At 63.7% G+C, this 20124-nt stretch carries 25 protein-coding genes; 9 read left to right on the forward strand and 16 right to left on the reverse strand.

Annotated features, from left to right (window positions below):
- Nucleotides 1-29: 29 nt before the first annotated feature.
- Together leuB and ACVJ5M_RS04950 are read left to right on the forward strand one after the other, a co-directional pair.
- Entirely contained in the window at nt 30-1142 is a 1113-nt protein-coding gene (gene leuB / locus ACVJ5M_RS04945) for a 3-isopropylmalate dehydrogenase (RefSeq protein WP_231143761.1), read from the forward strand.
- Nucleotides 1143-1283: 141 nt separating this feature from the next.
- On the forward strand, nt 1284-1922 hold the full coding sequence (locus ACVJ5M_RS04950) for a DapH/DapD/GlmU-related protein (protein WP_231143762.1): 639 nt from the start codon (nt 1284-1286) through the stop codon (nt 1920-1922).
- A gap of 73 nt (nt 1923-1995) precedes the next feature.
- On the opposite strand, the gene ACVJ5M_RS04955 is transcribed toward ACVJ5M_RS04950, so the two are convergent.
- Together ACVJ5M_RS04955 and ACVJ5M_RS04960 are read right to left on the reverse strand one after the other, a co-directional pair.
- Nucleotides 1996-2382, reverse strand: a complete 387-nt coding sequence (locus tag ACVJ5M_RS04955) for a hypothetical protein (protein WP_028158592.1) — start codon at nt 2380-2382, stop codon at nt 1996-1998.
- Between the two features lie 157 nt (nt 2383-2539).
- Nucleotides 2540-3328: a hypothetical protein gene (locus ACVJ5M_RS04960; protein ID WP_063980377.1), complete on the reverse strand. Its 789-nt coding sequence runs from the start codon at nt 3326-3328 to the stop codon at nt 2540-2542.
- A 116-nt stretch (nt 3329-3444) separates the two neighbouring features.
- Between ACVJ5M_RS04960 and ACVJ5M_RS04965 the strand changes: the two genes are divergently transcribed.
- Nucleotides 3445-4479, forward strand: a complete 1035-nt coding sequence (locus tag ACVJ5M_RS04965) for an aspartate-semialdehyde dehydrogenase (RefSeq protein ID WP_063980378.1) — start codon at nt 3445-3447, stop codon at nt 4477-4479.
- A gap of 112 nt (nt 4480-4591) precedes the next feature.
- On the opposite strand, the gene ACVJ5M_RS04970 is transcribed toward ACVJ5M_RS04965, so the two are convergent.
- Nucleotides 4592-5236, reverse strand: coding sequence for a carbonic anhydrase (locus ACVJ5M_RS04970; RefSeq protein ID WP_063980379.1), 645 nt, complete (start codon nt 5234-5236; stop codon nt 4592-4594).
- Between the two features lie 169 nt (nt 5237-5405).
- Between ACVJ5M_RS04970 and ACVJ5M_RS04975 the strand changes: the two genes are divergently transcribed.
- Complete coding sequence (locus ACVJ5M_RS04975; protein ID WP_071908673.1) at nt 5406-6287, forward strand: HpcH/HpaI aldolase/citrate lyase family protein; 882 nt, start codon at nt 5406-5408, stop codon at nt 6285-6287.
- Nucleotides 6288-6403: 116 nt separating this feature from the next.
- On the opposite strand, the gene ACVJ5M_RS04980 is transcribed toward ACVJ5M_RS04975, so the two are convergent.
- Complete coding sequence (locus ACVJ5M_RS04980) at nt 6404-7204, reverse strand: Crp/Fnr family transcriptional regulator (RefSeq protein WP_063980381.1); 801 nt, start codon at nt 7202-7204, stop codon at nt 6404-6406.
- Nucleotides 7205-7628: 424 nt separating this feature from the next.
- Between ACVJ5M_RS04980 and ACVJ5M_RS04985 the strand changes: the two genes are divergently transcribed.
- Entirely contained in the window at nt 7629-9320 is a 1692-nt protein-coding gene (locus ACVJ5M_RS04985) for a caspase family protein (protein ID WP_187387861.1), read from the forward strand.
- A 21-nt stretch (nt 9321-9341) separates the two neighbouring features.
- Here ACVJ5M_RS04985 and ACVJ5M_RS04990 read toward each other — a convergent pair whose 3' ends face one another.
- The 4 genes from ACVJ5M_RS04990 to ACVJ5M_RS05005 all read right to left on the reverse strand — a co-directional run bounded on the left by ACVJ5M_RS04990 (nt 9342) and on the right by ACVJ5M_RS05005 (nt 12154).
- A complete protein-coding gene (locus ACVJ5M_RS04990; RefSeq protein ID WP_063980383.1) occupies nt 9342-9761 on the reverse strand; it encodes a hypothetical protein in 420 nt (139 codons plus the stop codon).
- 246 nt (nt 9762-10007) lie between these two features.
- Nucleotides 10008-10793 (reverse strand): glycosyltransferase family 32 protein, encoded by a 786-nt coding sequence (locus ACVJ5M_RS04995; RefSeq protein ID WP_063980384.1) that lies wholly within the window; start codon nt 10791-10793, stop codon nt 10008-10010.
- A gap of 80 nt (nt 10794-10873) precedes the next feature.
- Nucleotides 10874-11479 (reverse strand): 3-isopropylmalate dehydratase small subunit, encoded by a 606-nt coding sequence (gene leuD / locus ACVJ5M_RS05000; RefSeq protein WP_014490662.1) that lies wholly within the window; start codon nt 11477-11479, stop codon nt 10874-10876.
- 105 nt (nt 11480-11584) lie between these two features.
- Entirely contained in the window at nt 11585-12154 is a 570-nt protein-coding gene (locus tag ACVJ5M_RS05005) for a pyridoxamine 5'-phosphate oxidase family protein (RefSeq protein ID WP_063980385.1), read from the reverse strand.
- A gap of 99 nt (nt 12155-12253) precedes the next feature.
- Between ACVJ5M_RS05005 and ACVJ5M_RS05010 the strand changes: the two genes are divergently transcribed.
- A complete protein-coding gene (locus ACVJ5M_RS05010) occupies nt 12254-13054 on the forward strand; it encodes a helix-turn-helix transcriptional regulator (RefSeq protein ID WP_283017913.1) in 801 nt (266 codons plus the stop codon).
- 4 nt (nt 13055-13058) lie between these two features.
- Here ACVJ5M_RS05010 and ACVJ5M_RS05015 read toward each other — a convergent pair whose 3' ends face one another.
- Complete coding sequence (locus ACVJ5M_RS05015) at nt 13059-13457, reverse strand: metallopeptidase family protein (RefSeq protein WP_063980387.1); 399 nt, start codon at nt 13455-13457, stop codon at nt 13059-13061.
- Nucleotides 13458-13623: 166 nt separating this feature from the next.
- On the opposite strand from ACVJ5M_RS05015, the gene ACVJ5M_RS05020 reads away from it, so the two are divergent.
- Nucleotides 13624-13905 carry a hypothetical protein gene (locus tag ACVJ5M_RS05020; protein ID WP_063980388.1) on the forward strand — a complete coding sequence of 94 codons (282 nt, stop codon included), beginning with the start codon at nt 13624-13626 and terminating at the stop codon, nt 13903-13905.
- Between the two features lie 49 nt (nt 13906-13954).
- Nucleotides 13955-14215, forward strand: coding sequence for a hypothetical protein (locus ACVJ5M_RS05025; RefSeq protein WP_084794921.1), 261 nt, complete (start codon nt 13955-13957; stop codon nt 14213-14215).
- A gap of 9 nt (nt 14216-14224) precedes the next feature.
- Here the strand turns inward: ACVJ5M_RS05025 and ACVJ5M_RS05030 are convergent, their stop codons facing one another.
- Nucleotides 14225-14524 (reverse strand): DUF1330 domain-containing protein, encoded by a 300-nt coding sequence (locus ACVJ5M_RS05030; RefSeq protein WP_063985986.1) that lies wholly within the window; start codon nt 14522-14524, stop codon nt 14225-14227.
- Nucleotides 14525-14687: 163 nt separating this feature from the next.
- On the opposite strand from ACVJ5M_RS05030, the gene ACVJ5M_RS05035 reads away from it, so the two are divergent.
- The gene (locus tag ACVJ5M_RS05035) at nt 14688-15248 is read left to right on the forward strand and encodes a hypothetical protein (RefSeq protein WP_063985987.1); all 561 of its coding nucleotides are present in this window, start codon (nt 14688-14690) and stop codon (nt 15246-15248) included.
- A 51-nt stretch (nt 15249-15299) separates the two neighbouring features.
- Here the strand turns inward: ACVJ5M_RS05035 and ACVJ5M_RS05040 are convergent, their stop codons facing one another.
- From ACVJ5M_RS05040 to ACVJ5M_RS05065, 6 genes are all read right to left on the reverse strand, one after another.
- A complete protein-coding gene (locus tag ACVJ5M_RS05040) occupies nt 15300-15509 on the reverse strand; it encodes a hypothetical protein (RefSeq protein WP_063980389.1) in 210 nt (69 codons plus the stop codon).
- 94 nt (nt 15510-15603) lie between these two features.
- The gene (gene leuC, locus ACVJ5M_RS05045; protein WP_063985988.1) at nt 15604-17010 is read right to left on the reverse strand and encodes a 3-isopropylmalate dehydratase large subunit; all 1407 of its coding nucleotides are present in this window, start codon (nt 17008-17010) and stop codon (nt 15604-15606) included.
- Nucleotides 17011-17332: 322 nt separating this feature from the next.
- Entirely contained in the window at nt 17333-17713 is a 381-nt protein-coding gene (gene rplS, locus ACVJ5M_RS05050) for a 50S ribosomal protein L19 (RefSeq protein WP_063980390.1), read from the reverse strand.
- A gap of 108 nt (nt 17714-17821) precedes the next feature.
- Nucleotides 17822-18577: a tRNA (guanosine(37)-N1)-methyltransferase TrmD gene (gene trmD / locus ACVJ5M_RS05055; RefSeq protein ID WP_063980391.1), complete on the reverse strand. Its 756-nt coding sequence runs from the start codon at nt 18575-18577 to the stop codon at nt 17822-17824.
- 55 nt (nt 18578-18632) lie between these two features.
- Nucleotides 18633-19298, reverse strand: coding sequence for a TapB family protein (locus ACVJ5M_RS05060; RefSeq protein ID WP_187387862.1), 666 nt, complete (start codon nt 19296-19298; stop codon nt 18633-18635).
- Nucleotides 19299-19351: 53 nt separating this feature from the next.
- Nucleotides 19352-20032: a TapB family protein gene (locus tag ACVJ5M_RS05065; RefSeq protein WP_187387863.1), complete on the reverse strand. Its 681-nt coding sequence runs from the start codon at nt 20030-20032 to the stop codon at nt 19352-19354.
- Nucleotides 20033-20124 lie beyond the last annotated feature (92 nt).

Below are 20124 nucleotides of genomic sequence, written 5' to 3' on the forward strand. Positions count from 1 at the left end.
GGCCGAATTCGATCTCAGAGGAAACGACCATGGCGACCCACAAATTGCTGCTGCTCCCCGGCGACGGTATCGGCCCCGAGGTGATGGGCGAGGTGAAGCGGCTGATCGACTGGCTCAATTCGGCAGGGATCGCCAAATTCGAGACCGATACCGGCCTGGTCGGCGGCTCCGCCTATGACGCCCACAAGGTGTCGATCTCCGAGGGCGACATGGCCAAGGCGCTGGCCGCCGACGCCATCATCTTCGGCGCGGTCGGCGGCCCGAAGTGGGATGCCGTTCCTTACGAGGTGCGCCCCGAAGCCGGCCTGCTCCGCCTGCGCAAGGATCTCGCCCTGTTCGCCAACCTCCGTCCCGCCGTCTGTTATCCGGCGCTGGCCGATGCCTCCAGTCTGAAGCGTGAGGCGGTCGAGGGTCTCGACATCGTCATCGTGCGCGAGCTCACCGGCGGCGTCTATTTCGGCGAGCCCAAGACCATCACCGATCTCGGCAACGGCCAGAAGCGTGCCGTCGATACCCAGGTCTACGACACCTATGAGATCGAGCGCATCGGCCGCGTCGCCTTCGAGCTTGCGAGGAAGCGCAAGAACAAGGTGACGTCGATGGAGAAGCGCAACGTCATGAAGTCGGGCGTGCTCTGGAATGAGGTCATGACGGCGGTCCACAAGCGCGAATATCCCGACGTCACGCTCGAGCACCAGCTCGCCGATTCCGGCGGCATGATGCTGGTGAAGGCGCCGAAGCAGTTCGACGTCATCGTCACCGACAACCTGTTCGGCGACATGCTGTCCGACATCGCGGCGATGCTGACCGGTTCGCTCGGCATGCTGCCCTCGGCCTCGCTCGGCGAGGTTGATGTGAAGAGCAAGAAGCGCAAGGCGCTGTACGAGCCCGTGCACGGTTCGGCGCCTGACATCGCAGGCCAAGGCCTCGCGAATCCCATCGCGATGATCTCGTCCTTCGGCATGGCGTTGCGCTATTCCTTCGACATGGGCGATCTCGCCGACAAGGTCGATGCCGCGATCGCCGCGGTGCTGGCGAGTGGCCTGCGCACCGCCGACATCAAGTCGGAAGGCACCACGGCCGCCTCGACCACGCAGATGGGCGAAGCGATCCTGAAGGAATTGCAGAAGCTGCACGCGTAGCCACAAACACTGCAATCGTAGGGTGGGCTAAGCGATAGCGCGCCCACCATTTCGATCGCGATTGCCGCGAGATGGTGGGCACGGCGCTTCGCGCCTTTGCCCACCCTACGGCTCTGCCGACGACCTCAGGGAAGCCACCTCATGGATGCCTCGCCCCGCCCCAAGATCGCGGAAACCATCATCCATGAAACGGTCCGCCAGCGCGAAGCCCAGATCGGGCGGCGCTGCGAAATCCTCGCCAACACCCGCATCGAATATGCCGCGCTCGGCGACTACTCCTATCTCGGCGAGAACTGCGAGGTCGCCGACGCGGTGATCGGAAAATTCACCGCCATCGCTAACTCGGTGCGGATCGGCGCGCCCAATCATCCGATGGGCCGGCCGTCCCAGCATCGCTTCACCTATTGCCCTGAATATTACGACGCGACTGCGAGTCGTGACCGCGACTTCTTCGCGGATCGCCGCAGTGACCGCGTCATCGTCGGCAATGATGTCTGGATCGGGCACGCCGCCATCCTGCTACCGGGCGTCACGGTCGGCGACGGCGCGGTGATTGCCGCGGGCGCGGTCGTCAGCCGCGATGTCGAGCCCTACACGATCGTCGGTGGCGTTCCCGCGCGCCCCATCCGCAAGCGATTTGACGATTCGGTCGCCGAAAGCCTGCGCCGCATAGCCTGGTGGGATTGGCCGGACGAACTGATCTTCGAGCGCCTGGGCGATTTCCGCTCCGAGGCGATTGAAGAATTTTGCAGGCGCTACGACCCGGCAGCCAACGCCTGAAGCGGACGCATCTCTCACAAACAAAAATGGTCGGGCGCGAGCCCGGCCATTTTGATTCGGTCGATCATTCCGCTCAGTACAGCGGGAAATTCCGCGGATAGCCGCCGACGTCGGCCGGCGTGCTCAGCGGCTGGCGATCGATCGGGCGGTTGTTGTTCTCGCGGGCGAAGGTCGGATAGCCGATCGCCGGCGGGAAAGCGTAGTCGGAGAACTTGCGGTCGCCCGGATTGACCTCGGTGCCGCCGTCGAGCCAGGAGCGCTTGCTCACATAGAGGCGGGTGCGACCCTGCTGATAGACCGCGTTGGGGCCGCTCGGACCGTAATAGGGCCGGCTGTTGTCGTAACGTTGTTTCTTGGTGTCTGCCGAGGCGGGTGTCGCGAGGGCTGAGGACATGGCAACCACGGCGCCGGCCGCAAGCCACATCGCCAGTTTGTTCGCGGCGGAGAAATTCGAGCTCATCACGTCCCCTTCAGGCGGCAAGCCGCCAATCGATTTCATCCCCATACTAGCCCGGCAAGGGTGGCCGCAACTAGGTCTATTGGGTCACACCAGCTCGGAATAATCGTGCGCGCTGGCAAAAGTTGCATCAATACCAGCCACTTGAGCTTGATGCCGGTTAGAGCGCGCCGCGCAATTGCGCGTTCGCCGCGCCCAGCAGCCAGTCCGACGAACCCTGGGGAGCGCAGGAGCGGCGCTTCAGCTCCGCATGGGCGAACAATTCCGCCAGCTTCGGCTCGTTGCCCGAGGTCAGGAGCGTCAGCCGGTTCAGCGTGCAGGCGATCGCCGCGCGCCGGGCGGGCAGGGTGTCGCCCTGGCAGGAGAAGCCGGAGATCTGGAGCGCCGGCTCTTCGCTGCGCTTGAGGTAGCCGAGGCACGCCCGCGCGGCCTCCGCCGTGCCGGTGGGCCGGAACAGGGCGACGGGACCGAATTTCGTGTCGATCAGGCCGGCCTGCTCGAGCGGCGTTGCGTCACCCAGGCCCATTTGGACCGCCAGGTCCGCTGTCGCCGGGCGGGTCACGTCGAATTCGCCGCCTTCGCGGTAGATCTCGAGCTCCGCCACGGGCTTGTCCGCCTCGCCGGTCCAGCGCATCACGTCCCGGCGACCGCCTTCGGGATGCCTGAGAATGACGTAAGAGGCTGTTTTTTCTGATGAATCGAGCCGACTGAGGGCGAAGGCCGGTTGCGAGCGGTCGGCCACGCTCCACCCCAGCTTCTCGGCGGGCTCATCGTCACGCAGGCTGGGCAGCTGGTCGAGCGCGGCGAGGGCGAGGATGGCAAACAGGACCAGCGCCCCCACATAGGCGAACAGGCGCGCCAGCGTGCCGACGATTTCGTCGGCGAGGGCTGCGAGCGCCAGATGGATCTGGGTAGGGGTTGCGGCCGTGCTGGCCTCTGGCGACTGCATCCACGGCCTTCAGGCATGGTCCAACGTTGTCTTGAGGCCGGTTCTCGCATAGAAGCGCTGCTCTTCCTGTTTAAGCGTCAGCTTCAGGAACGGGCTTTTTCATCGGAGAGTGAACGATGGGTTACAAAGTCGCAGTCGTCGGCGCGACCGGCAATGTCGGACGGGAAATGCTCAACATCCTCGATGAGCGCAAATTCCCCGCGGACGAGGTCGTGGCCCTGGCATCACGCCGCAGCGTCGGCGTCGAGGTCTCCTATGGCGACCGCACCCTGAAGGTCAAAGCGCTCGAGCACTACGACTTCTCCGATGTCGATATCTGCCTGATGTCGGCGGGCGGCTCGGTGTCGAAGGAATGGTCGCCGAAGATCGGCGCCGCCGGCACGGTCGTGATCGACAACTCGTCCGCCTGGCGCATGGATCCGGACGTGCCGCTGATCGTGCCGGAAGTGAACGCGGACGCGACGGCCGGCTTCAAGAAGAAGAACATCATCGCCAACCCGAACTGCTCGACCGCGCAGCTCGTGGTCGCGCTGAAGCCGCTGCACGACAAGGCGACGATCAAGCGCGTCGTGGTCTCGACCTATCAATCGGTCTCGGGCGCCGGCAAGGATGCGATGGACGAATTGTTCTCGCAGACCAAGGCCGTCTACACCAACAGCGAGCTGATCGCGAAGAAATTCCCCAAGCGCATCGCCTTCAACGTCATCCCCCAGATCGACGTCTTCATGGAGGACGGCTACACCAAGGAAGAGTGGAAGATGATGGCGGAGACCAAGAAGATCCTTGATCCCAAGATCAAGCTCTCCGCGACCTGCGTGCGCGTGCCGGTGTTCGTCGGCCACTCCGAGGCCGTCAACATCGAGTTCGAGAATCCGATCACGGCGGACGAGGCACGCGACATCCTCCGCAAGGCGCCGGGCTGCCTCGTCATCGACAAGCAGGAGCCCGGTGGCTACGCCACGCCGTATGAAGCCGCCGGCGAGGACGCCACCTATATCAGCCGCATCCGCGAGGACGCGACGGTGGAGAACGGCCTCGTGCTGTGGTGCGTGTCCGACAATCTTCGCAAGGGCGCGGCGCTCAACGCCATCCAGATCGCGGAAGTCCTGATCAACCGCAAGCTGATCAGCGCGAAGAAGAAGGCGGCGTAACGCACGCTACCGTAGGGTGGGCAAAGGCGCGAAGCGCCGTGCCCACCATCTCTCCCCGATTGCGATAGAAGTGGTGGGCACGGCGCGTTGCGCCTTTGCCCACCCTACGAATTCAAGCCGCGTTGCGCACGCTCTTGAATTCCTTCGCGACCTTGTCCAGCACGAACAGCGACCCCTCTGCCACGCCGAAATAGGCGCCATGGGTCTGCATCTGGCCTGAGTCCACCGCCTTCTGCACGAACGGAAACGTCATCAGGTTTTCCAGGCTGCGGAACACCGCGGCCTTCTCGATGCGCTCGACGAACTGTGCCATGGTTTCGTGGTCGCGCTGCTCGACCACTTCGCCCGGCTTGATGAACATCTGCATCCATTTGCCGATGAAGTCGCCCGGCGTGAGCGGCTCGATCTTGTCGACGAAGGCGCGGATGCCGCCGCATTGCGCGTGCCCGAGCACGACGATGTGCTTCACCTTCAGCACCGTCACGGCATATTCCAGCGCCGCGGAGACGCCGTGCGCATTGCCGTCGGGCTGATACACCGGCACCAGGTTGGCGATGTTGCGGACGACGAACAGTTCACCCGGGCCGACGTCGAAGATCACCTCGGGCGAGACGCGGCTGTCGCAGCAGCCGATCACCATCACTTCCGGGAACTGCCCCTTCACCGACAGCTCGCGATAGCGGCTCTGCTCGGTCGGCAGCCGCTGGGTGGCGAAGGCCTTGTAGCCTTCCAGCAAATGCTTCGGGAATGTGATCATGGCCTATGCCTAACCATAGACCAGAGGGGCGAACAAGCCTTTCGAATAGGCAGGCCAGATGCTATCGGCTTGGCTTGTTGTTTGAGCATGATCCTTTCGGAAAACCGCCGCACACTTTTCCGGGATCATGCTTCAGAATAGACCTGAGGAAACTGGAAGGAATGCTCGCATGACCCGCCCGCGCCGCAGCCATCTGTTCATGCCCGGCTCCAACCCCCGCGCGCTGGAAAAGGCGCGAAATCTCGCCGCTGACGGCTTGATCCTCGATCTGGAAGATTCCGTCGCCCCCGACCTCAAGGGGGTGGCGCGTGACGGCATCGCCGCTGCGATCGCGGACAAGGGGTTCGGCAAGCGCGAGATTTTGATCCGGACCAACGGCCTCGACACGCCCTGGTGGGCCGATGACGTCGCGATGGCCGCCAAGGCCTCGCCTGACGGCATTCTGGTTCCAAAAGTTTCAAGCATCGAGGATCTCCAGGCGATCGGCGCTCGCCTTGCCGAGCTCGGCGCCGCGCCGACGGTGAAAGTCTGGGCGATGATCGAGACCGCGCGCGCCGTGCTTCATGCCGAGGAGCTGGCCGCCGCGGGCCGCGATCCCAAGACGCGCCTCTCCGGTTTCGTGTTCGGCCCGAACGACATATCGCGCGAGACGCGCATCAAGATGCTGCCGGGCCGCGCGGCGATGATCCCGATGATCACCCATTGCATTCTGGCGACGCGCGCCCATGGCCTCGAGATCCTTGACGGCCCCTACAGCGACATCGCGAATTCAGACGGTTTTGCCACCGAATGCGCACAGGGCCGCGACCTCGGCTTCGACGGCAAGACGCTGATCCATCCGTCGCAGATCGAGGCCTGCAACGCGATCTTCACGCCGCCCGAAGAGGAAGTCGCGCGCGCGCGAAAGATCATCGCGGCGTTCGAGCTGCCTGAGAACGTCTCGCGCGGCGCGATCCGGCTCGATGGCGCAATGGTGGAGCGCCTGCACGCCGACATGGCGCGGCGCACGATCGAGATCGCGGACGCGATCGCAGCGATGAGCAAGGGCTGAGGCGTCAACTCGAAGAAGCGATATCCGCTTTTCCCCGCCAGACGGACATCTTCTCGACGTCAAGAGGACTGCCGCTTGTGACCCATGCGGTCATCGCGGCGGTCAGTCCCAATCGCCTATTTTCCCGCCCGCGAAGCGGCTCTGGATTCGTCACCCGCGACGATGGCGCTTTCGCGGGACGGCGCATCGACAGGCTGCGGCGCCGCCAATTCCTGGCAATACATCTGATCGATCTTGCGCTGCATGAGCGCATAGCAATCGCATGCGACCTTCTCGAGCCGCGCCCGATGGATCTCGACAAACCCGCGCCGGTCGGACGGGACGGCGCCGGCATCGCGTAGCTTGCTCATCGTCAGGGTCACTGTCGTCCGTCGCACCCCAAGCAATTGCGCAAGCGCCTCGTGCGTCACCGGAAGCCGGTCATCGGGAACGCGGTCGTGCAGCTGCAGGAGCCACCGCGCCATGCGGCCATCGACCCGGTGCAGCGCGTTGCAGGCGGCGACGTGCTGGAGCTGCAACAACACCGCGCGGGCGTGGACTTGCACGACGTTCCTGATGGCGGCGCTTTGCGCAAAGGCCGCGCGAAACTTGGCGGCGGAAATCAGCGATGCTGTGCCGGCGATCCGAGCAATCGCGGTCACGGATGACAGCGACGGGCCGAGCACGGAGAACGAGGCCAAAGCGCCTTCCCGTCCCATCAAGGTGGTTGCGACCGTTTGCCCGTCCGGCATATCGATCATGAAGGCGATGGCGCCGCTATGGGGAAAATAAACCGGGTCGAGCTCATCGCCCGACCGCACCAGGATGGCATCGGGTTCGAACGAGACCTTCTGGAAGTAGGGCGTGAGCAAACCGAGATCCGCCGGCGGCAACGCCGCCAATAGTCGATTCCCGATGCCCGTGCGGTGGACGGTCACGGCGCTTTCCGGTGAACGAGCACCCAACGAACGACGGTAACCATCTATTTCGTTTGCCATGATTGTCCGGAATTCGAATTGCCGAAGGGCAACCATCCAAACAGAGCCATTCGTCGAGATCAAGCACGGACAATTGCGGAGACCTTGCCGGCATCCTCGCCGCGCAAACAGGGCCTTGCATACATCATACTATTGACGCCCTTTGCTACTGGGCGAGGTGCCACACGTGGTGATCGACCAGTGATTGTTGCGGCGGCGCGTGAGTTTGCCCTGGCCCGGGCGCTTCCGCGCCGATGCCGAGCTGCACCGGCATCGTCAGCTGCTTGTCGTCGGCTCGTCCCGACGACGGCCGTTTCGCCGAAGTCCACGATCTCGGCTTTTCCCGTTGCGGTGGTGAACAGGGGTGCTACCCTCGAAGCCATTGGTGGGTTCGGGCAATCTATTGATGCGTTTTTTTGGGGCAGCTGTCTTTCTCGTCATGTCGCTTTTGTCCGCTCAGCCCGCCCTTGCGCAGGCGCGGGTTGCGCTTGTCATCGGCAATGGCGCCTACGAGAAGGTGCCCGAGTTGCCGAACCCGACTCGCGACGCGGCCGACATCGGCCGCGCGCTGGAGCGGCTGGATTTCAAGGTCACTCAAGTCAAGAACGCCACCGCGCAAGAGATGAGGAAGGCCGTCGTTGAGTTCGGCCGATCCGCCGAAATGTCCGACATCGCCGTCGTGTTCTACGCCGGGCACGGCATGGAAGTCGGCGGCGAGAATTGGCTGATCCCGATCAGCGCCGAGCTGCGCAGCGATACCGACGCCGAAAGCGAGGCGATCAGCCTGCGTTCGGTGAGCCTTCAGGTTTCGAAGGCACGGAAGTTGGGCCTCGTGATACTTGACGCGTGCCGCAACAACCCTTTTGCTGCGAAGATGAAGCGCTCGTTGAGCACCCGGGCCGTGGCTCGCGGGCTCGCGCCGACGGAGCCGTCCGACAATGTCCTGATCGCGTATGCCGCCCGGGACGGCACCACGGCAAGCGACGGCGAAGGCCGGAATAGCCCCTTCACGACGTCGCTGCTTCGCCACATCGAAACGCCCGGCCTGGAGATATCGTTTCTGTTTCGCCGGGTTCGTGACGACGTGATGGCGGCAACCAGGCGCGAACAGCAGCCTTTCGTGTATGGCTCGTTGTCGAAGGAAGAGATTTACCTCAAGGCCCCCGCCGTCGCCGCTCAGGCGCCAGCTGCATCAACTCCGGCGCCCGCAGCTCCCGCGGAAGACGAGAAGTTCTGGCAGGCTGTCCGGACGTCGACGGTGGCAGCTCTCTTTGAGGAATTTCTCGCCAGATACCCCCGCAGCGACCACGCCGTCGAAGCCCGCCAACGAATCAAGGATCTCAAGGCCAGCGAAGTTGCGGCGCTATCATCTCCGGCTGCTGCCCCGAAATCGGATGCGGGCGGGCGCCAGGAGCCTGATGCCAAGCGCGTCGTGCGAAATCCATTTACGCCCGACGACAACAAAAAAATCTCTGTCATCGCGGCAGCTCAGCACCTCGAATTGCCGAGCTTCGCCATCTCGTCCGATCAGAACGATCCACTCAACGCCAATTCCAGGTTTGTCGGCGTGTGGTCCAACAAGCGCGGGTGGACCAATGGCAAGGGACGCTACGCCATGCTGATCATCACGGAGGTCTCCGCGACGGGCTTGGCCAAAGGATACTACCTCTGGGGGCCGCCCACGAAACAATCATGGGCGAAGGATGTGGCGGGATACAAATCGTTCGCCGAGTTCATTTCGAACGATAAATTCTCCATCAATGGAACGCCTGTCACGGTCAAGCTGGACAAGAACGTCCTTGCCCTGACTTCCATCAATAAGGAGAATCCGTCGGAGACCGCGACTATCGAGCTTCGTCCAGTCTGGCAGCTTGTGCCGGTGCCCGAGGATGCCGAACCTCCGACCAAACGCGATAAGACGTCGCGAGCTCATGCAGTCAAGAAAGAGAGCGCGGCCGAACCTGGCCCTCCGGGTCATGCCGGCGGAGCGAGTATGGAAGAGCGCTATCGAGCATGCAGAAAGCTCGTGAAGGGATTTGCCCAGCGCGACGCTTGCGCGCGAAACGGCACGATCTGATCTTTCGATCCAGACGACGCGTCAGCGCGGGGCGACGTCGGCCCGATCGAGCGACTCCAGCGTCGACGCATTGGCACAATAGCCGTGGTAGTTCTCCGCGGCGGTGCCATCGGCGAGATCGCGGTCGCATTGTCCCTTGTGATTGCAGAGCGAGCAGACGCGCTCCATGTCGCGGAGCAGCAGCGGCTGCGCACGACCGAGCCTGTCTGCGCTGATGCCGAGCTGCTCGAGCATCTTCAGCAGCTCGTCGGCAGCGTGCTTGCCGTGACGGACCAGCTCCTCCAGATCGTCAGGCGCGATCCTGAGATCTTGCGCGATCCGGTCGAAATCGGCGCGATCGAGCTGCCGCATCTCGTTCATCTCGCGGCGATGCTTCAGCCAGTTCGCGAAGGATTCGATGAGATCCTGTACGATGGGATAAGGCCTACTTGCGGTGCTCATGCGAGGCTCCGTTCGGGTCGTGGAATTGGAGCCAGACTAGGCACAATGGTGCAGGAGCGCGTTGCGCTGGATCAAATTGAGAATGGGTCAAGAAGGCAGGTCGCGTGTCCCGGACGCGGTGCGGCGCGAAGTGCCGCTCCGCAGAGCCGGGACCCATCTTGCCACATGCTGGGCCCCGGCTCAGCAGCGCATCACTGACGTGCTGCGCTGCGTCGGGGCACGAGCGTGCCGCGCAGCGGAGAGAGCTCAGCTAAACCGCTCCGTCGCCCATGCATACAGGCTGCCCGGGATCGGCTTTTCGCCGCCACGGCCCTTGGGCGAGATGTGCAGGCCGATGATTTCGGGGTTAGTGACGAGGCCGAGATAGCTCGAGGGATCGAAGAACAGTTTTGGCTCGGCATGCACGGCGTAGAACGATTGCTTCGGCAGTGCGTTTTGTAATTCACCGGTGCGGCGCGCGAGCGCAGTGAGCGCCGCCGGTCCGAAGATCGCGACGCGAATATCCGAGAGACGGTTCGAGCCCCCGCGCAGGCGACGCATCATGAAGGTGATGCGATGGCGCACCGACAGCCAGTTCGGCGTCAGCTCCTCCTGCTCCATCAGCTCCTCGAAGGCGGCAACGATGCCGTGCTTCGCCGGCAGATAGATCACGGAATTGCCGAGCTGGCGCGGCCGCTCCCAGGCGAAGTAGGGCTTTGCTGGATCGATCTCGACGGGTTTCAGCAGCAGCACGTCGGCATCGAGCCAGAGGCCGAGGTTCTTCGCCATCAGCTTCATGCGGAAGAAGTCGCTGAACTGCAGCGTGGTCCAGTCGCGCCAGCTTCCGTCCGGCTGCGGCGGTCGCAATCGTTCGGAGAACGCGTGCGGCAGGATCGCCTCGGCATCCGCATTCCCGATGCCCGCGGGCAGGCCGGGAATGGTGTCGAAACTATAGACCGTGACCTTGTGGCCGGCCGCGAGCTGCGAGCGCAGACAGGTCTGGCGCAGTGCGTCCATCGGGCCGTGCCAGAAGGTGACGATGTCGGGCAGCATGCGCGTCAATCTAGGGGTTAATCAGGGCAAAGAAAAAGCCCCGGCGCTCGTCGCACCGGGGCTCGAACTGGAGCTCGATCTCAGGCCCAGGCGCGTTCGCGCTTGAGCTTTTCCTCGTAGGTGTCGATCGAGGCCTTCTTCTCCATCGTCAGGCCGATGTCGTCGAGGCCGTTGATCAGGCAGTGCTTGCGGAACGGGTCGATCTCGAACTTGACCTTGCCGCCGTCGGGGCCGCGGATCTCCTGGTTCGGCAGGTCGATCGTCAGCGTCGCATTGGCGCCGCGCTCGGCGTCGTCGAACAGCTTGTCGAGATCTTCCTGCGAGACGCGGATCGGCAGAATGCCGTTCTTGAAGCAGTTGTTGTAGAAGATGTCGCCGAACGAGGTCGAGATCACGCAGCGGATGCCGAAGTCGAGCAGCGCCCAGGGCGCGTGCTCGCGGCTCGAGCCGCAGCCGAAATTGTCGCCGGCGACCAGCACCTTCGAATTGCGATAGGCAGGCTGGTTGAGCACGAAATCCGGATTCTCGCTGCCATCGTCCTTGTAGCGCTGCTCGGAGAAGAGCCCCTTGCCAAGGCCGGTGCGCTTGATGGTCTTGAGGTACTGCTTCGGAATGATCATGTCGGTGTCGACATTGATGATCTTCAGCGGCGCCGCGACGCCTTCCAGCGTGGTGAACTTGTCCATTTCAGGCTTCCCGGTTTGAAGTCAGGGGAGGGCTATTTAGCCCGGTTGGCACACAAATCCTAGGCCGGATTCGGCAGGCCTAGGGGCGTAAATCGAGGTTCGTCTTCAGCCTGGCGGAGCCATGCTGTCAGGGGCAAAGCCGGTCGGCAGGCCGTCGATGCTCTTCATGTTCTTCAGACCCCAGTATTTTCGCAAATTGTTGACACCCTGCGCCGTCCAGTAGCGCACGAGGCTGCCGCGTTCTTGTCTGTAGTCGAACAGCGGCACGCCCATACCGCATGACGTCTGCACGAGGTCGACCGAGAGGCGCACGATTTGGCGGGCGCCTGCCATGTCCTCGAAGTCAGGAACGAGATCGGAATATTCCGGCGTGCCGCGCATGAGCGATCGAGCCTGGCCATAGAGCCGCAGGATCATCGGGGCGCCGTCGAAGGCGCAAAACATGATGGTCAGCCGCTTGTCGTCGGAGGCGGTCAGATGCGCACGGGTCTCGCTGCCGCTGCCGGTGCAATCGAGGTAGGCGACGTCGCTCTCTCCCAGCACCCGGAATGCCGACAGGCCCTTGGGAGACACGTTGATGCGTCCCTTCGGCGGGGCGCTCGCGACGAAGAAGATCTTCTGCCGTTCGATGAAAGCCCTGTGCTCAGGTTCGATCCTTGCGAATTGCCTGCCCATACCCGTTCGTCCTTTCCGCAGCGACGCCGCAGCGGCAAAGAGTTAGCATGCCGATTATACCCGTTTAAGAATGTTATTTATGCTGGTATAAAAACCACCATGAAGGGACCAGACCCGATCGCTCCTCTCTCGCTCAGCGCGTTCCTGCGCGCGCTCCGGGAGCGCCAGTCTCCGGCAGAATTCGGCCTCGCCGCCGGAGCACGGCGGCGCACGCCCGGCCTCCGGCGCGAGGAGGTCGCTCAGCTCTGCGGATTGAGCGTCACCTGGTACACGTGGATCGAGCAGGGTCGCGATGTCTCCGTCTCGGCTTCGACACTTGCGCGCCTCGCACGCGGATTGCGCCTGTCACGAGCGGAGCGCAGCTATCTGTTCGAAGTTGGGGGCAAGCGCGATCCCGAGCGTCCCGGCCACAGGGATGATCCGCCTGAGGAGGTGCTGGCCTGCGTCGATGCGATCGAAGGGCCGGCCTACATTCTCGATCGCACATGGGGTGCGCGTCGTTGGAATGCGAAAGCGTCCCGGTTGTTTGCCGGATGGCTCGATGCTGACGGCGAAAAAAATCTTCTGCGCTACATCTTCCTCAGGCCCGAGGCGCGAACACTGATCCTCGACTGGACCTCACGCGCGCAACGCGTCGTCGCAGAATTCCGCGCCGCTGTTACAGCCTATTCCGACGATCCGGACATTCGCCGGCTCGTCGAGGAACTGAGAGTTGGAAGCCCCGATTTCGAACGCTGCTGGGAGACGCAGGGGGTTCTGGCACGCGAAGGCGGCGAGCGTGCGTTCGATCATCCGACCATGGGACTGCTGCACTATCAGCAGGTGTCGCTGTCTCTCGCGGGCTGGTCCGACTATCGACTGACGATGCTTCTCGCTGCGCCAACCATACGCAACCGATGACGTCCTACTCCGCCTGAGCCTCAATCGCCGCCATATCGTCGTCCGAGAGGCCGAAATGGTGGCCGATCTCGTGGATCAGGACGTGGCGGACGATGTGGCCGAGCCTCTCGTCGTGCTCGGCCCAGTAATCCAGGATCGGCCGGCGGTAGAGCCAGACCATGTTGGGCAGCCGCGCCACATCGCCCAGGCTCTGCTGGGGCAGGCCGACGCCCTGGAACAGGCCGAGCAGGTCGAACTCGCTATCGCATTCCATCTCGTCCATCACTTCCTCGGTCGGGAAGTCGTCGACACGGAGGATCACGCCCTCACAGAGGCCGCGAAATTCCGCCGGCAGGCGCTCGAAGATGTCGTGCGCCGTCGCTTCCATCTCAGCCAGCGAGGGTGCTTTCAATTCCGTCCACATGGGCTTTTCTTAGCGCGGGTTCCGTGGCGATGCATCCGGCTTTATAGAGGGCTACGAAGAGTTGACGCCGCGCACGAAAACGGGGAGCGTACGGCGCCTCAAGGGGATAGCTCAGGTGGGTGGTGGTGCGATGCGGGCGGGAACAGCAATACTGGTTCTACTTTGCATGGGGTTGTTTTCGCAATTTTGCGTCGGTGCGGAAGCTCAGACGGCCGGCGCCGGTGTCAGGCTGGCCCAGGCGGCCTCGCCAGACGACGTTCCGCCGCCGCGCAGGCGCCCGCCCGCCCGGCTGCGCGTCACGCCCTACTACGCTCCGGACGGCGTCTATCCGCGCTACTATCCGGGTCCCGATGCGGTGCGCGAGTGCAACGCCACCTATGTGCAGGAATATCGGCCGAGCGGCACGGTGATCGTGCCGCATATGAGCTGCTACTGGCGGCGGGGCTGACGCGCCTCAACGGCCGCGTGATGCCCGCATCTTGAGGGCGGAGTTCGTCATGACGAGATGGATTGCATTGGCCGTTGTCGCCGGGCTCGCAGCGGGTTTGCCTCGCGCTTCAACCGCGCAGAGTGTGACGAAGTCGGATGCCTCGGCCGGGACAGCGATTTTCGATGCGAGACGGCACGCAAGACACCATGACGTTGCGCGGCGCTCAGCGCCCCATGATCCGCATTATTACGCGCGGCCCATCTACTATCGTCCCTATCCCTACGGCGTGCCGGCACCCTTCGTGTTCGGCTACGGGCCGTGGTGGTGACGCGCCGCGTTAGCCCGCCGGCGCAAATCCCCTGACCAGCAGCACGGTTGCCTGCGCGCCCGCCTTGCGATCGCGCGAGATGTCTTCGTAGTCCGGCGAATTCGAGAAGGCGAGGAACGCGGCCTCGTCGGGAAACGACATCATGACGAGCTTGTCGAACGGCCACGGGCCCTCGAGCACGCGCGGCTGCTCGTCGGCGGCGAGCAGCCGTCCATTGTACTTTCTGAACACGTCGAAGAACCGCGCCTGATAGCGGTCATAGGCCGCGCGGTCCGTCATCTTCAATTGCGCGATCGCGTAGACGGTCATCTTTCGAATTCCTTTTGTCGTGGCACGGCGCCTCGGCAGGTTGTTCATTCACGAGGGGTTCACGTCGCTGTCCCTAATTTAATCTTGGGAGCGACTGCAATTGAACAGCGATGCGAGCGACGGCTGCGCCGCAATGCTGCCGTTCAGATTCAGGGAGAATTCCATGCTGCGGATCTTGGATGCTCGGACAAGCCCGATACGCTTGCTCGGGCTCGCGGCCGTTGCCACGCTGATGCTGTCGGCCGGAACTGCACAACGTGCCGAAGCGATGACTCCGATCAATCCGACGCCATTGCCGGCGGCGAAGGCTGCAAGCGACGACATGATCACGCAGGTTCGCCACGGTGGCGGCGGTGGTGGACATGGTGGCGGCTTCCATGGTGGTGGCGGTTTTCGTGGCGGTGGTTTCCACGGCGGCGGAGGACATATCGGCGGTTTCCGCGGCGGTGGCTTTCGTGGCGGCCATATCGGCGGCTTCCGCGCCGCACCCGCCTTTCACGGTAGCGGCTATCGCTACGGCGGATTTCGCCACTATGGCGGTTTTCATCGCTACGGGGTCTATCGCCCGCATTACGGCTATCGCCACTTCCACCGGCGCTATTATTACGGCGGCTACTATCCCTACTACAACTATCCGCGCCGCTGCCGGGTGATCTGGACCTATTACGGTCCGCGCCGCGTCTGCCGGTGGCATCGCTGGCACTATCCGTACCGCTATTGGTAATCGCGATCGAAATGAAAAGGGCGCCGCGACGGCGCCCTTTGTTCGTGTGGCCTAGAGCCAATCCTTCAGCTTCCACGACGCCGGCTTCCACCGTGTCAGGTTCTCGAGCTTCCACTGCTTGATCATCGCCGGCGGCCAGCGGCTGAGCTTCGAGGTCTCCTCGACCTCGGGCTTGGCGACGATGGGCAAGGGCGTTGCGCGCCGCCGGTGCTGGCGCGTCGCCTCGCCGATCAGATCGACATATTCAGGCTTGTTGGCCATGAGCTGTGTCCTCGCGAAACCGTCGCGAGGACGCAGTGTCGGCGATGCCGATTAACGGCCGTTTGCCGCTTTAGCTCAAATTGCAGGGAGCGGCTTACCGCCACTCCCTGACGTCGACGAAGTGACCCGCGATCGCAGCCGCCGCAGCCATCGCCGGCGACACCAGATGCGTGCGGCCCTTGAAGCCCTGGCGTCCCTCGAAGTTGCGGTTCGAGGTCGAGGCGCAGCGCTCTTCCGGGGCCAGCTTGTCCGGGTTCATCGCGAGGCACATCGAGCAACCGGGCTCGCGCCATTCGAAGCCGGCCTTGATGAAGATCTTGTCCAGACCCTCAGCCTCGGCCTGCTCCTTCACGAGGCCCGAGCCCGGCACGACCATGGCGTTGACATGCGCTGAAACGGTCTTGCCTTCGGCAATCTTCGCCGCCGCGCGCAGATCTTCGATCCGGCCGTTGGTGCAGGAGCCGATGAAGATGCGGTCGAGCTTGATGTCGGTGATCTTCGTGCCCGCCGTCAGGCCCATGTATTTCAGCGCGCGGTGCTTGGAGAGACGCTTGGCCTCGTCCGCGATCTGATCCGGATCGGGCACGATGCCGGTCACCGAGATGACGTCCTCAGGCGAGGTGCCCCAGGTCACGATCGGCGGCAGCTTGGCAGCGTCGAGGCGCAGCTCGTGGTCGAAATGCGCGCCGTCGTCGGAGCGCAGCTTCTCCCAGTAGCGCATCGCCGCGTCCCAGTCCGCGCCCTTCGGCGCCTTCGGGCGGCCGCGCAGGAAGTCGAACGCCTTCTGGTCGGGCGCAACCAGGCCGGCGCGGGCGCCGCCTTCGATCGACATGTTGCAGACCGTCATGCGGCCTTCCATCGACAACGCGCGGATCGCATCGCCGGCGTATTCCAGCACGTAGCCGGTGCCGCCGGCAGTGCCGATCTCGCCGATGATGGCGAGGATGATGTCCTTGCCCGTCACGCCTTCAGGCAATTTGCCGTCGACGGTCACGCGCATGTTCTTCGCCTTCTTCTGGATCAGCGTCTGCGTCGCCAGCACGTGCTCGACCTCGGAGGTGCCGATGCCGTGTGCGAGCGCGCCGAACGCGCCATGCGTCGAGGTGTGGCTGTCACCGCAGACGATGGTGGTGCCGGGCAGGGTAAAGCCCTGCTCGGGGCCGATGACGTGGACGACGCCCTGGCGCTTGTCGAACTCGTCGTAATATTCGATGCCGAATTGCTTGGCGTTCTCGGCCAGCGCCTTGATCTGCTCGATGCTCTCCGGATCGGGATTCGGCTTGGTGCGATCGGTGGTCGGCACGTTGTGGTCGACGACGGCGAGCGTCTTTTCCGGCGAGTGCACCTTGCGGCCGGTGGCGCGCAGACCCTCGAACGCCTGCGGCGAGGTCACTTCGTGCACCAGATGGCGGTCGATATAGAGCAGGCAGGTGCCGTCGTCGGCTTCGTGCACCAGATGGTCGTTCCAGATCTTGTCGTACAATGTGGTCGGCTTGGACATGAGCTTCAGCTCCAGGAATGTTGTGGTGCGGATATGCGCGGTCACGCGCGGGCAACAAAATCGTCAGCGCAGCTTTTAGGCTGCGCGCGTAAGCTCTGACGTTGCCGAGGTCGCGAAGCGTCCGAAGAACCGGCCAGGCAGCCGCGAGCGATCGTCGATGACGATGCGCGTGACGGGGGCGAGGCTGGTCTGATCTGGAAACATTCCAAGAATATATAGCAGGCCGATTTGGAAGCGCGAGTGCTTTGACGCGCACGGCTGACGCAACAAAAAAGCGCGGGGTTTTGCCCCGCGCTCTCTAGAACTCGTCTGTAAACGGAGCTTACTCGTTGACGGCCTTGGCGTGCTCAGTCTTCTCGACGATGCGGGCCGACTTGCCGCGAAGGTTGCGGAGGTAATAGAGCTTGGCACGACGCACCTTGCCGCGGCGCACCACCTTGATCGAGTCGATCATCGGGGAGAGTAGCGGGAACACGCGCTCGACACCCTCGCCATAGGAGATCTTGCGGACGGTGAAGCTCTCGTTGAGGCCGCCGCCGGAACGGCCGATGCAGACGCCTTCATAGGCCTGCACGCGGGTGCGGTCGCCTTCGACGACCTTCACGTTGACGATCACGGTGTCACCGGGACCGAATTCCGGAATCTCCTTGCTGGCGGAGAGCTTGTCGAATTGCTCTTTTTCGAGCTGTTGGATCAGGTTCATGGGTAAATCTCCATCGGCGCGCCCAGCCGCAGGACGGGGGCTGCGCGAAATTCGTTGATCCAGCTATTGCGGATGTGGCCGCTCCTATAAGGCAAGCCGGAGCGTTTGTCACCCGTCTGTCTTGTTTTTTGGCGTTTTTTGGCGTCTGGCTCGATTCGGGGCTTTGGCCGGGATTTTGGCCCACAAATCAGGCCGCCGGGCCGCCGTCAGGGCCTCGGATTGTGCCCGCCGCCAGGCTGCAACCTTGGCGTGGTCGCCGGAGGTCAGGGTCTCCGGGATCGGAGCCCCCTCGAACAGCTGCGGGCGGGTGTATTGGGGGTATTCGAGCAGGCCCTCCGAAAAGCTTTCCTCGGTTCCCGAGGCCTCCTTGCCCATCACGCCGGGCAGCAGCCGGACGCAGGCGTCGATCAGGGCCAGCGCGGCGATTTCGCCCCCGGACAGCACGTAGTCGCCGATCGAGACCTCCTCCAGGCCCCGTCCGTCGATCACCCGCTGGTCCACGCCCTCGAACCGTCCGCAAACGATCAGGGGACCCGGACCCTCGGCCAGCTCCACCACCCGGGCCTGGGTCAATGGCCGACCCCTCGGGCTCATCAGCAGTTTCGGCCGGTCCGCGCTGATCCCGGCGGCATCGATCGCCGCCGCCAGAACATCGGCCCGCAGCACCATGCCCGGTCCGCCGCCCGCGGGGGTGTCGTCGACGCTCCGATGCCGGTCGGTGGCTGAGGCCCGGATGTCCCGCGCCTCGAGCTCCCAGAGCCCGCCAGCCAGCGCCCGGCCGGCCAGGCTCACGCCGAGCGGCCCCGGAAACATCTCCGGAAACAGTGTCAGCACCGTCGCGCGCCAGGGTGAGGAGGTCGTCATGGCCGCTGGTTAGGGCATTGCGGCCGACAGGTCGAGGCCCGGCCGGCCGAGTTGGTTATTGCTTGCGGCCGTACTCGACGAGCTCGATGACGTTATTGGTCAGCAGATGGCCGTTGCCGCGCGCCACGTAGGTCCGTTTCGCCCAGTGGTCGATGGCCGGCGCGTACCAGGTCATGGCCGAGATCTCGTGCTTGCGGCTCGGATCGTTGGTTGGACGCCTCAGGAGCGTCGTTTCGATCTTGTACGTCTCGAACGTGCCGGCCTTGGTGGTGATGGTCTCCTGGCCGACGACCTTCGAATGGCCCGAGCGTTTCCAGATGAAGCCCTTGCTGCTGTTGACGTCATCGGCGGAGAAGCTCCAGCTATCGCCGATTTTCAGTGGCGCATGGATGCCGCTGCCGTCGCCGGGCTGATATTTCCACTCACCCGCGTTCTTCAGATTCCACGACCGATCGTAGATGTTCAGGCCCTCGGCCTCCTTGCCGTCGGTCGTGACCCGAACGCTGATCTCGGCAGGCGTGACCTCGGTGACGATGTTCCTGCGGACCGCGCTGACCTTGCCGCTGATTTCGTCCCGCACCTCGTAGGTCCAGAAGTCGCCTTGCAGGGGTGCCTCCATCGCGATGACCGGCTTTGCGGCGGCGGGCGGATCGCTCGCCGCCGATGCCAGGGTGGTGCCGGCAAGCAGACAAGCCATCATCGTGGCCGCGTAACGAGACATCTTCATGCTCCCCGGAAGGCTTCGGTCATCGACGGTCGCTTTCGCGCCGGCCGCTAGCGGCGGCCGTATTCGATCATTTCGAGCGCGCCCCGCTCGCGAACCCTGCCGTCCGCTCTGCTGACATAAGTGCGCTTCACCCAATGGTTGATCTCGGGCACGTACCAGGCCTGCTGCTCGGCCTGGGATTTCTTGGTGGGATCGTTGGCGTTTCGCATCTCGATCGAGGTTTCGATCTTGTAGGCCTCGAATGTGCCGGCGCGGGTGGTGATGGTCTCCCTGGCAGTGACCTTCGAGGTACCCGTGCGCTTCAGGTTGACACCCGCCGTGCTGTTCGAGTCGCTGGACTTGAACGTCCAGGTCTTGCCGATCGCGAGCGGCATGCGGATGCCCGTGCCGTCATTCGGCGTGAACCGCCATGCACCATTGTTGATGATGTCCCACGACCGGTCATAGGTCTGGTAGCCGAAACCGGGCTTGCCGAGGATCTCGAACCGGACGCTGATCTCGGTGGCCGACACGTCGGTGATGGTGTGCGTCATGGTCGATTTGAGGTCGCCCGTGATCTCGTCGCGCATCTCGTAGGTCCAGTGGTCACCGACCTGCGGCTCCTCCATCGGGGCGAGCGAGGTGGCTTGCTCGGCTGCAGCCGGCGGGGGGCTCGGTGGCGTCTGCGCACTGACAAGGCCCGCGGATGCGAGCAGGCCGATCGTTGCCATAAGACAGCGGCGCAGCATTTGGAGCTCCGGTGTTGGGGAGAGGCGCGGGAGGGCGATGCAACCAAAGCGTGAACGAGCCGGATGCCCGATGCAAGTGAAGATTTCGCGAG

The organism is Bradyrhizobium sp. S3.7.6, from assembly GCF_054061875.1.

Bases quoted from the DNA above. Each gene is read 5' to 3' on its own strand.
- leuB (WP_231143761.1), top strand. From the start codon at position 30: ATGGCGACCCACAAATTGCTGCTGCTCCCCGGCGACGGTATCGGCCCC.
- ACVJ5M_RS04950 (WP_231143762.1), top strand. From the start codon at position 1,284: ATGGATGCCTCGCCCCGCCCCAAGATCGCGGAAACCATCATCCATGAA.
- ACVJ5M_RS04955 (WP_028158592.1), bottom strand. From the start codon at position 2,382: ATGAGCTCGAATTTCTCCGCCGCGAACAAACTGGCGATGTGGCTTGCG.
- ACVJ5M_RS04960 (WP_063980377.1), bottom strand. From the start codon at position 3,328: ATGCAGTCGCCAGAGGCCAGCACGGCCGCAACCCCTACCCAGATCCAT.
- ACVJ5M_RS04965 (WP_063980378.1), top strand. From the start codon at position 3,445: ATGGGTTACAAAGTCGCAGTCGTCGGCGCGACCGGCAATGTCGGACGG.
- ACVJ5M_RS04970 (WP_063980379.1), bottom strand. From the start codon at position 5,236: ATGATCACATTCCCGAAGCATTTGCTGGAAGGCTACAAGGCCTTCGCC.
- ACVJ5M_RS04975 (WP_071908673.1), top strand. From the start codon at position 5,406: ATGACCCGCCCGCGCCGCAGCCATCTGTTCATGCCCGGCTCCAACCCC.
- ACVJ5M_RS04990 (WP_063980383.1), bottom strand. From the start codon at position 9,761: ATGAGCACCGCAAGTAGGCCTTATCCCATCGTACAGGATCTCATCGAA.
- ACVJ5M_RS04995 (WP_063980384.1), bottom strand. From the start codon at position 10,793: ATGCTGCCCGACATCGTCACCTTCTGGCACGGCCCGATGGACGCACTG.
- leuD (WP_014490662.1), bottom strand. From the start codon at position 11,479: ATGGACAAGTTCACCACGCTGGAAGGCGTCGCGGCGCCGCTGAAGATC.
- ACVJ5M_RS05005 (WP_063980385.1), bottom strand. From the start codon at position 12,154: ATGGGCAGGCAATTCGCAAGGATCGAACCTGAGCACAGGGCTTTCATC.
- ACVJ5M_RS05010 (WP_283017913.1), top strand. From the start codon at position 12,254: ATGAAGGGACCAGACCCGATCGCTCCTCTCTCGCTCAGCGCGTTCCTG.
- ACVJ5M_RS05015 (WP_063980387.1), bottom strand. From the start codon at position 13,457: ATGTGGACGGAATTGAAAGCACCCTCGCTGGCTGAGATGGAAGCGACG.
- ACVJ5M_RS05020 (WP_063980388.1), top strand. From the start codon at position 13,624: ATGGGGTTGTTTTCGCAATTTTGCGTCGGTGCGGAAGCTCAGACGGCC.
- ACVJ5M_RS05025 (WP_084794921.1), top strand. From the start codon at position 13,955: ATGACGAGATGGATTGCATTGGCCGTTGTCGCCGGGCTCGCAGCGGGT.
- ACVJ5M_RS05030 (WP_063985986.1), bottom strand. From the start codon at position 14,524: ATGACCGTCTACGCGATCGCGCAATTGAAGATGACGGACCGCGCGGCC.
- ACVJ5M_RS05035 (WP_063985987.1), top strand. From the start codon at position 14,688: ATGCTGCGGATCTTGGATGCTCGGACAAGCCCGATACGCTTGCTCGGG.
- ACVJ5M_RS05040 (WP_063980389.1), bottom strand. From the start codon at position 15,509: ATGGCCAACAAGCCTGAATATGTCGATCTGATCGGCGAGGCGACGCGC.
- leuC (WP_063985988.1), bottom strand. From the start codon at position 17,010: ATGTCCAAGCCGACCACATTGTACGACAAGATCTGGAACGACCATCTG.
- rplS (WP_063980390.1), bottom strand. From the start codon at position 17,713: ATGAACCTGATCCAACAGCTCGAAAAAGAGCAATTCGACAAGCTCTCC.
- trmD (WP_063980391.1), bottom strand. From the start codon at position 18,577: ATGACGACCTCCTCACCCTGGCGCGCGACGGTGCTGACACTGTTTCCG.
- ACVJ5M_RS05060 (WP_187387862.1), bottom strand. From the start codon at position 19,298: ATGTCTCGTTACGCGGCCACGATGATGGCTTGTCTGCTTGCCGGCACC.
- ACVJ5M_RS05065 (WP_187387863.1), bottom strand. From the start codon at position 20,032: ATGCTGCGCCGCTGTCTTATGGCAACGATCGGCCTGCTCGCATCCGCG.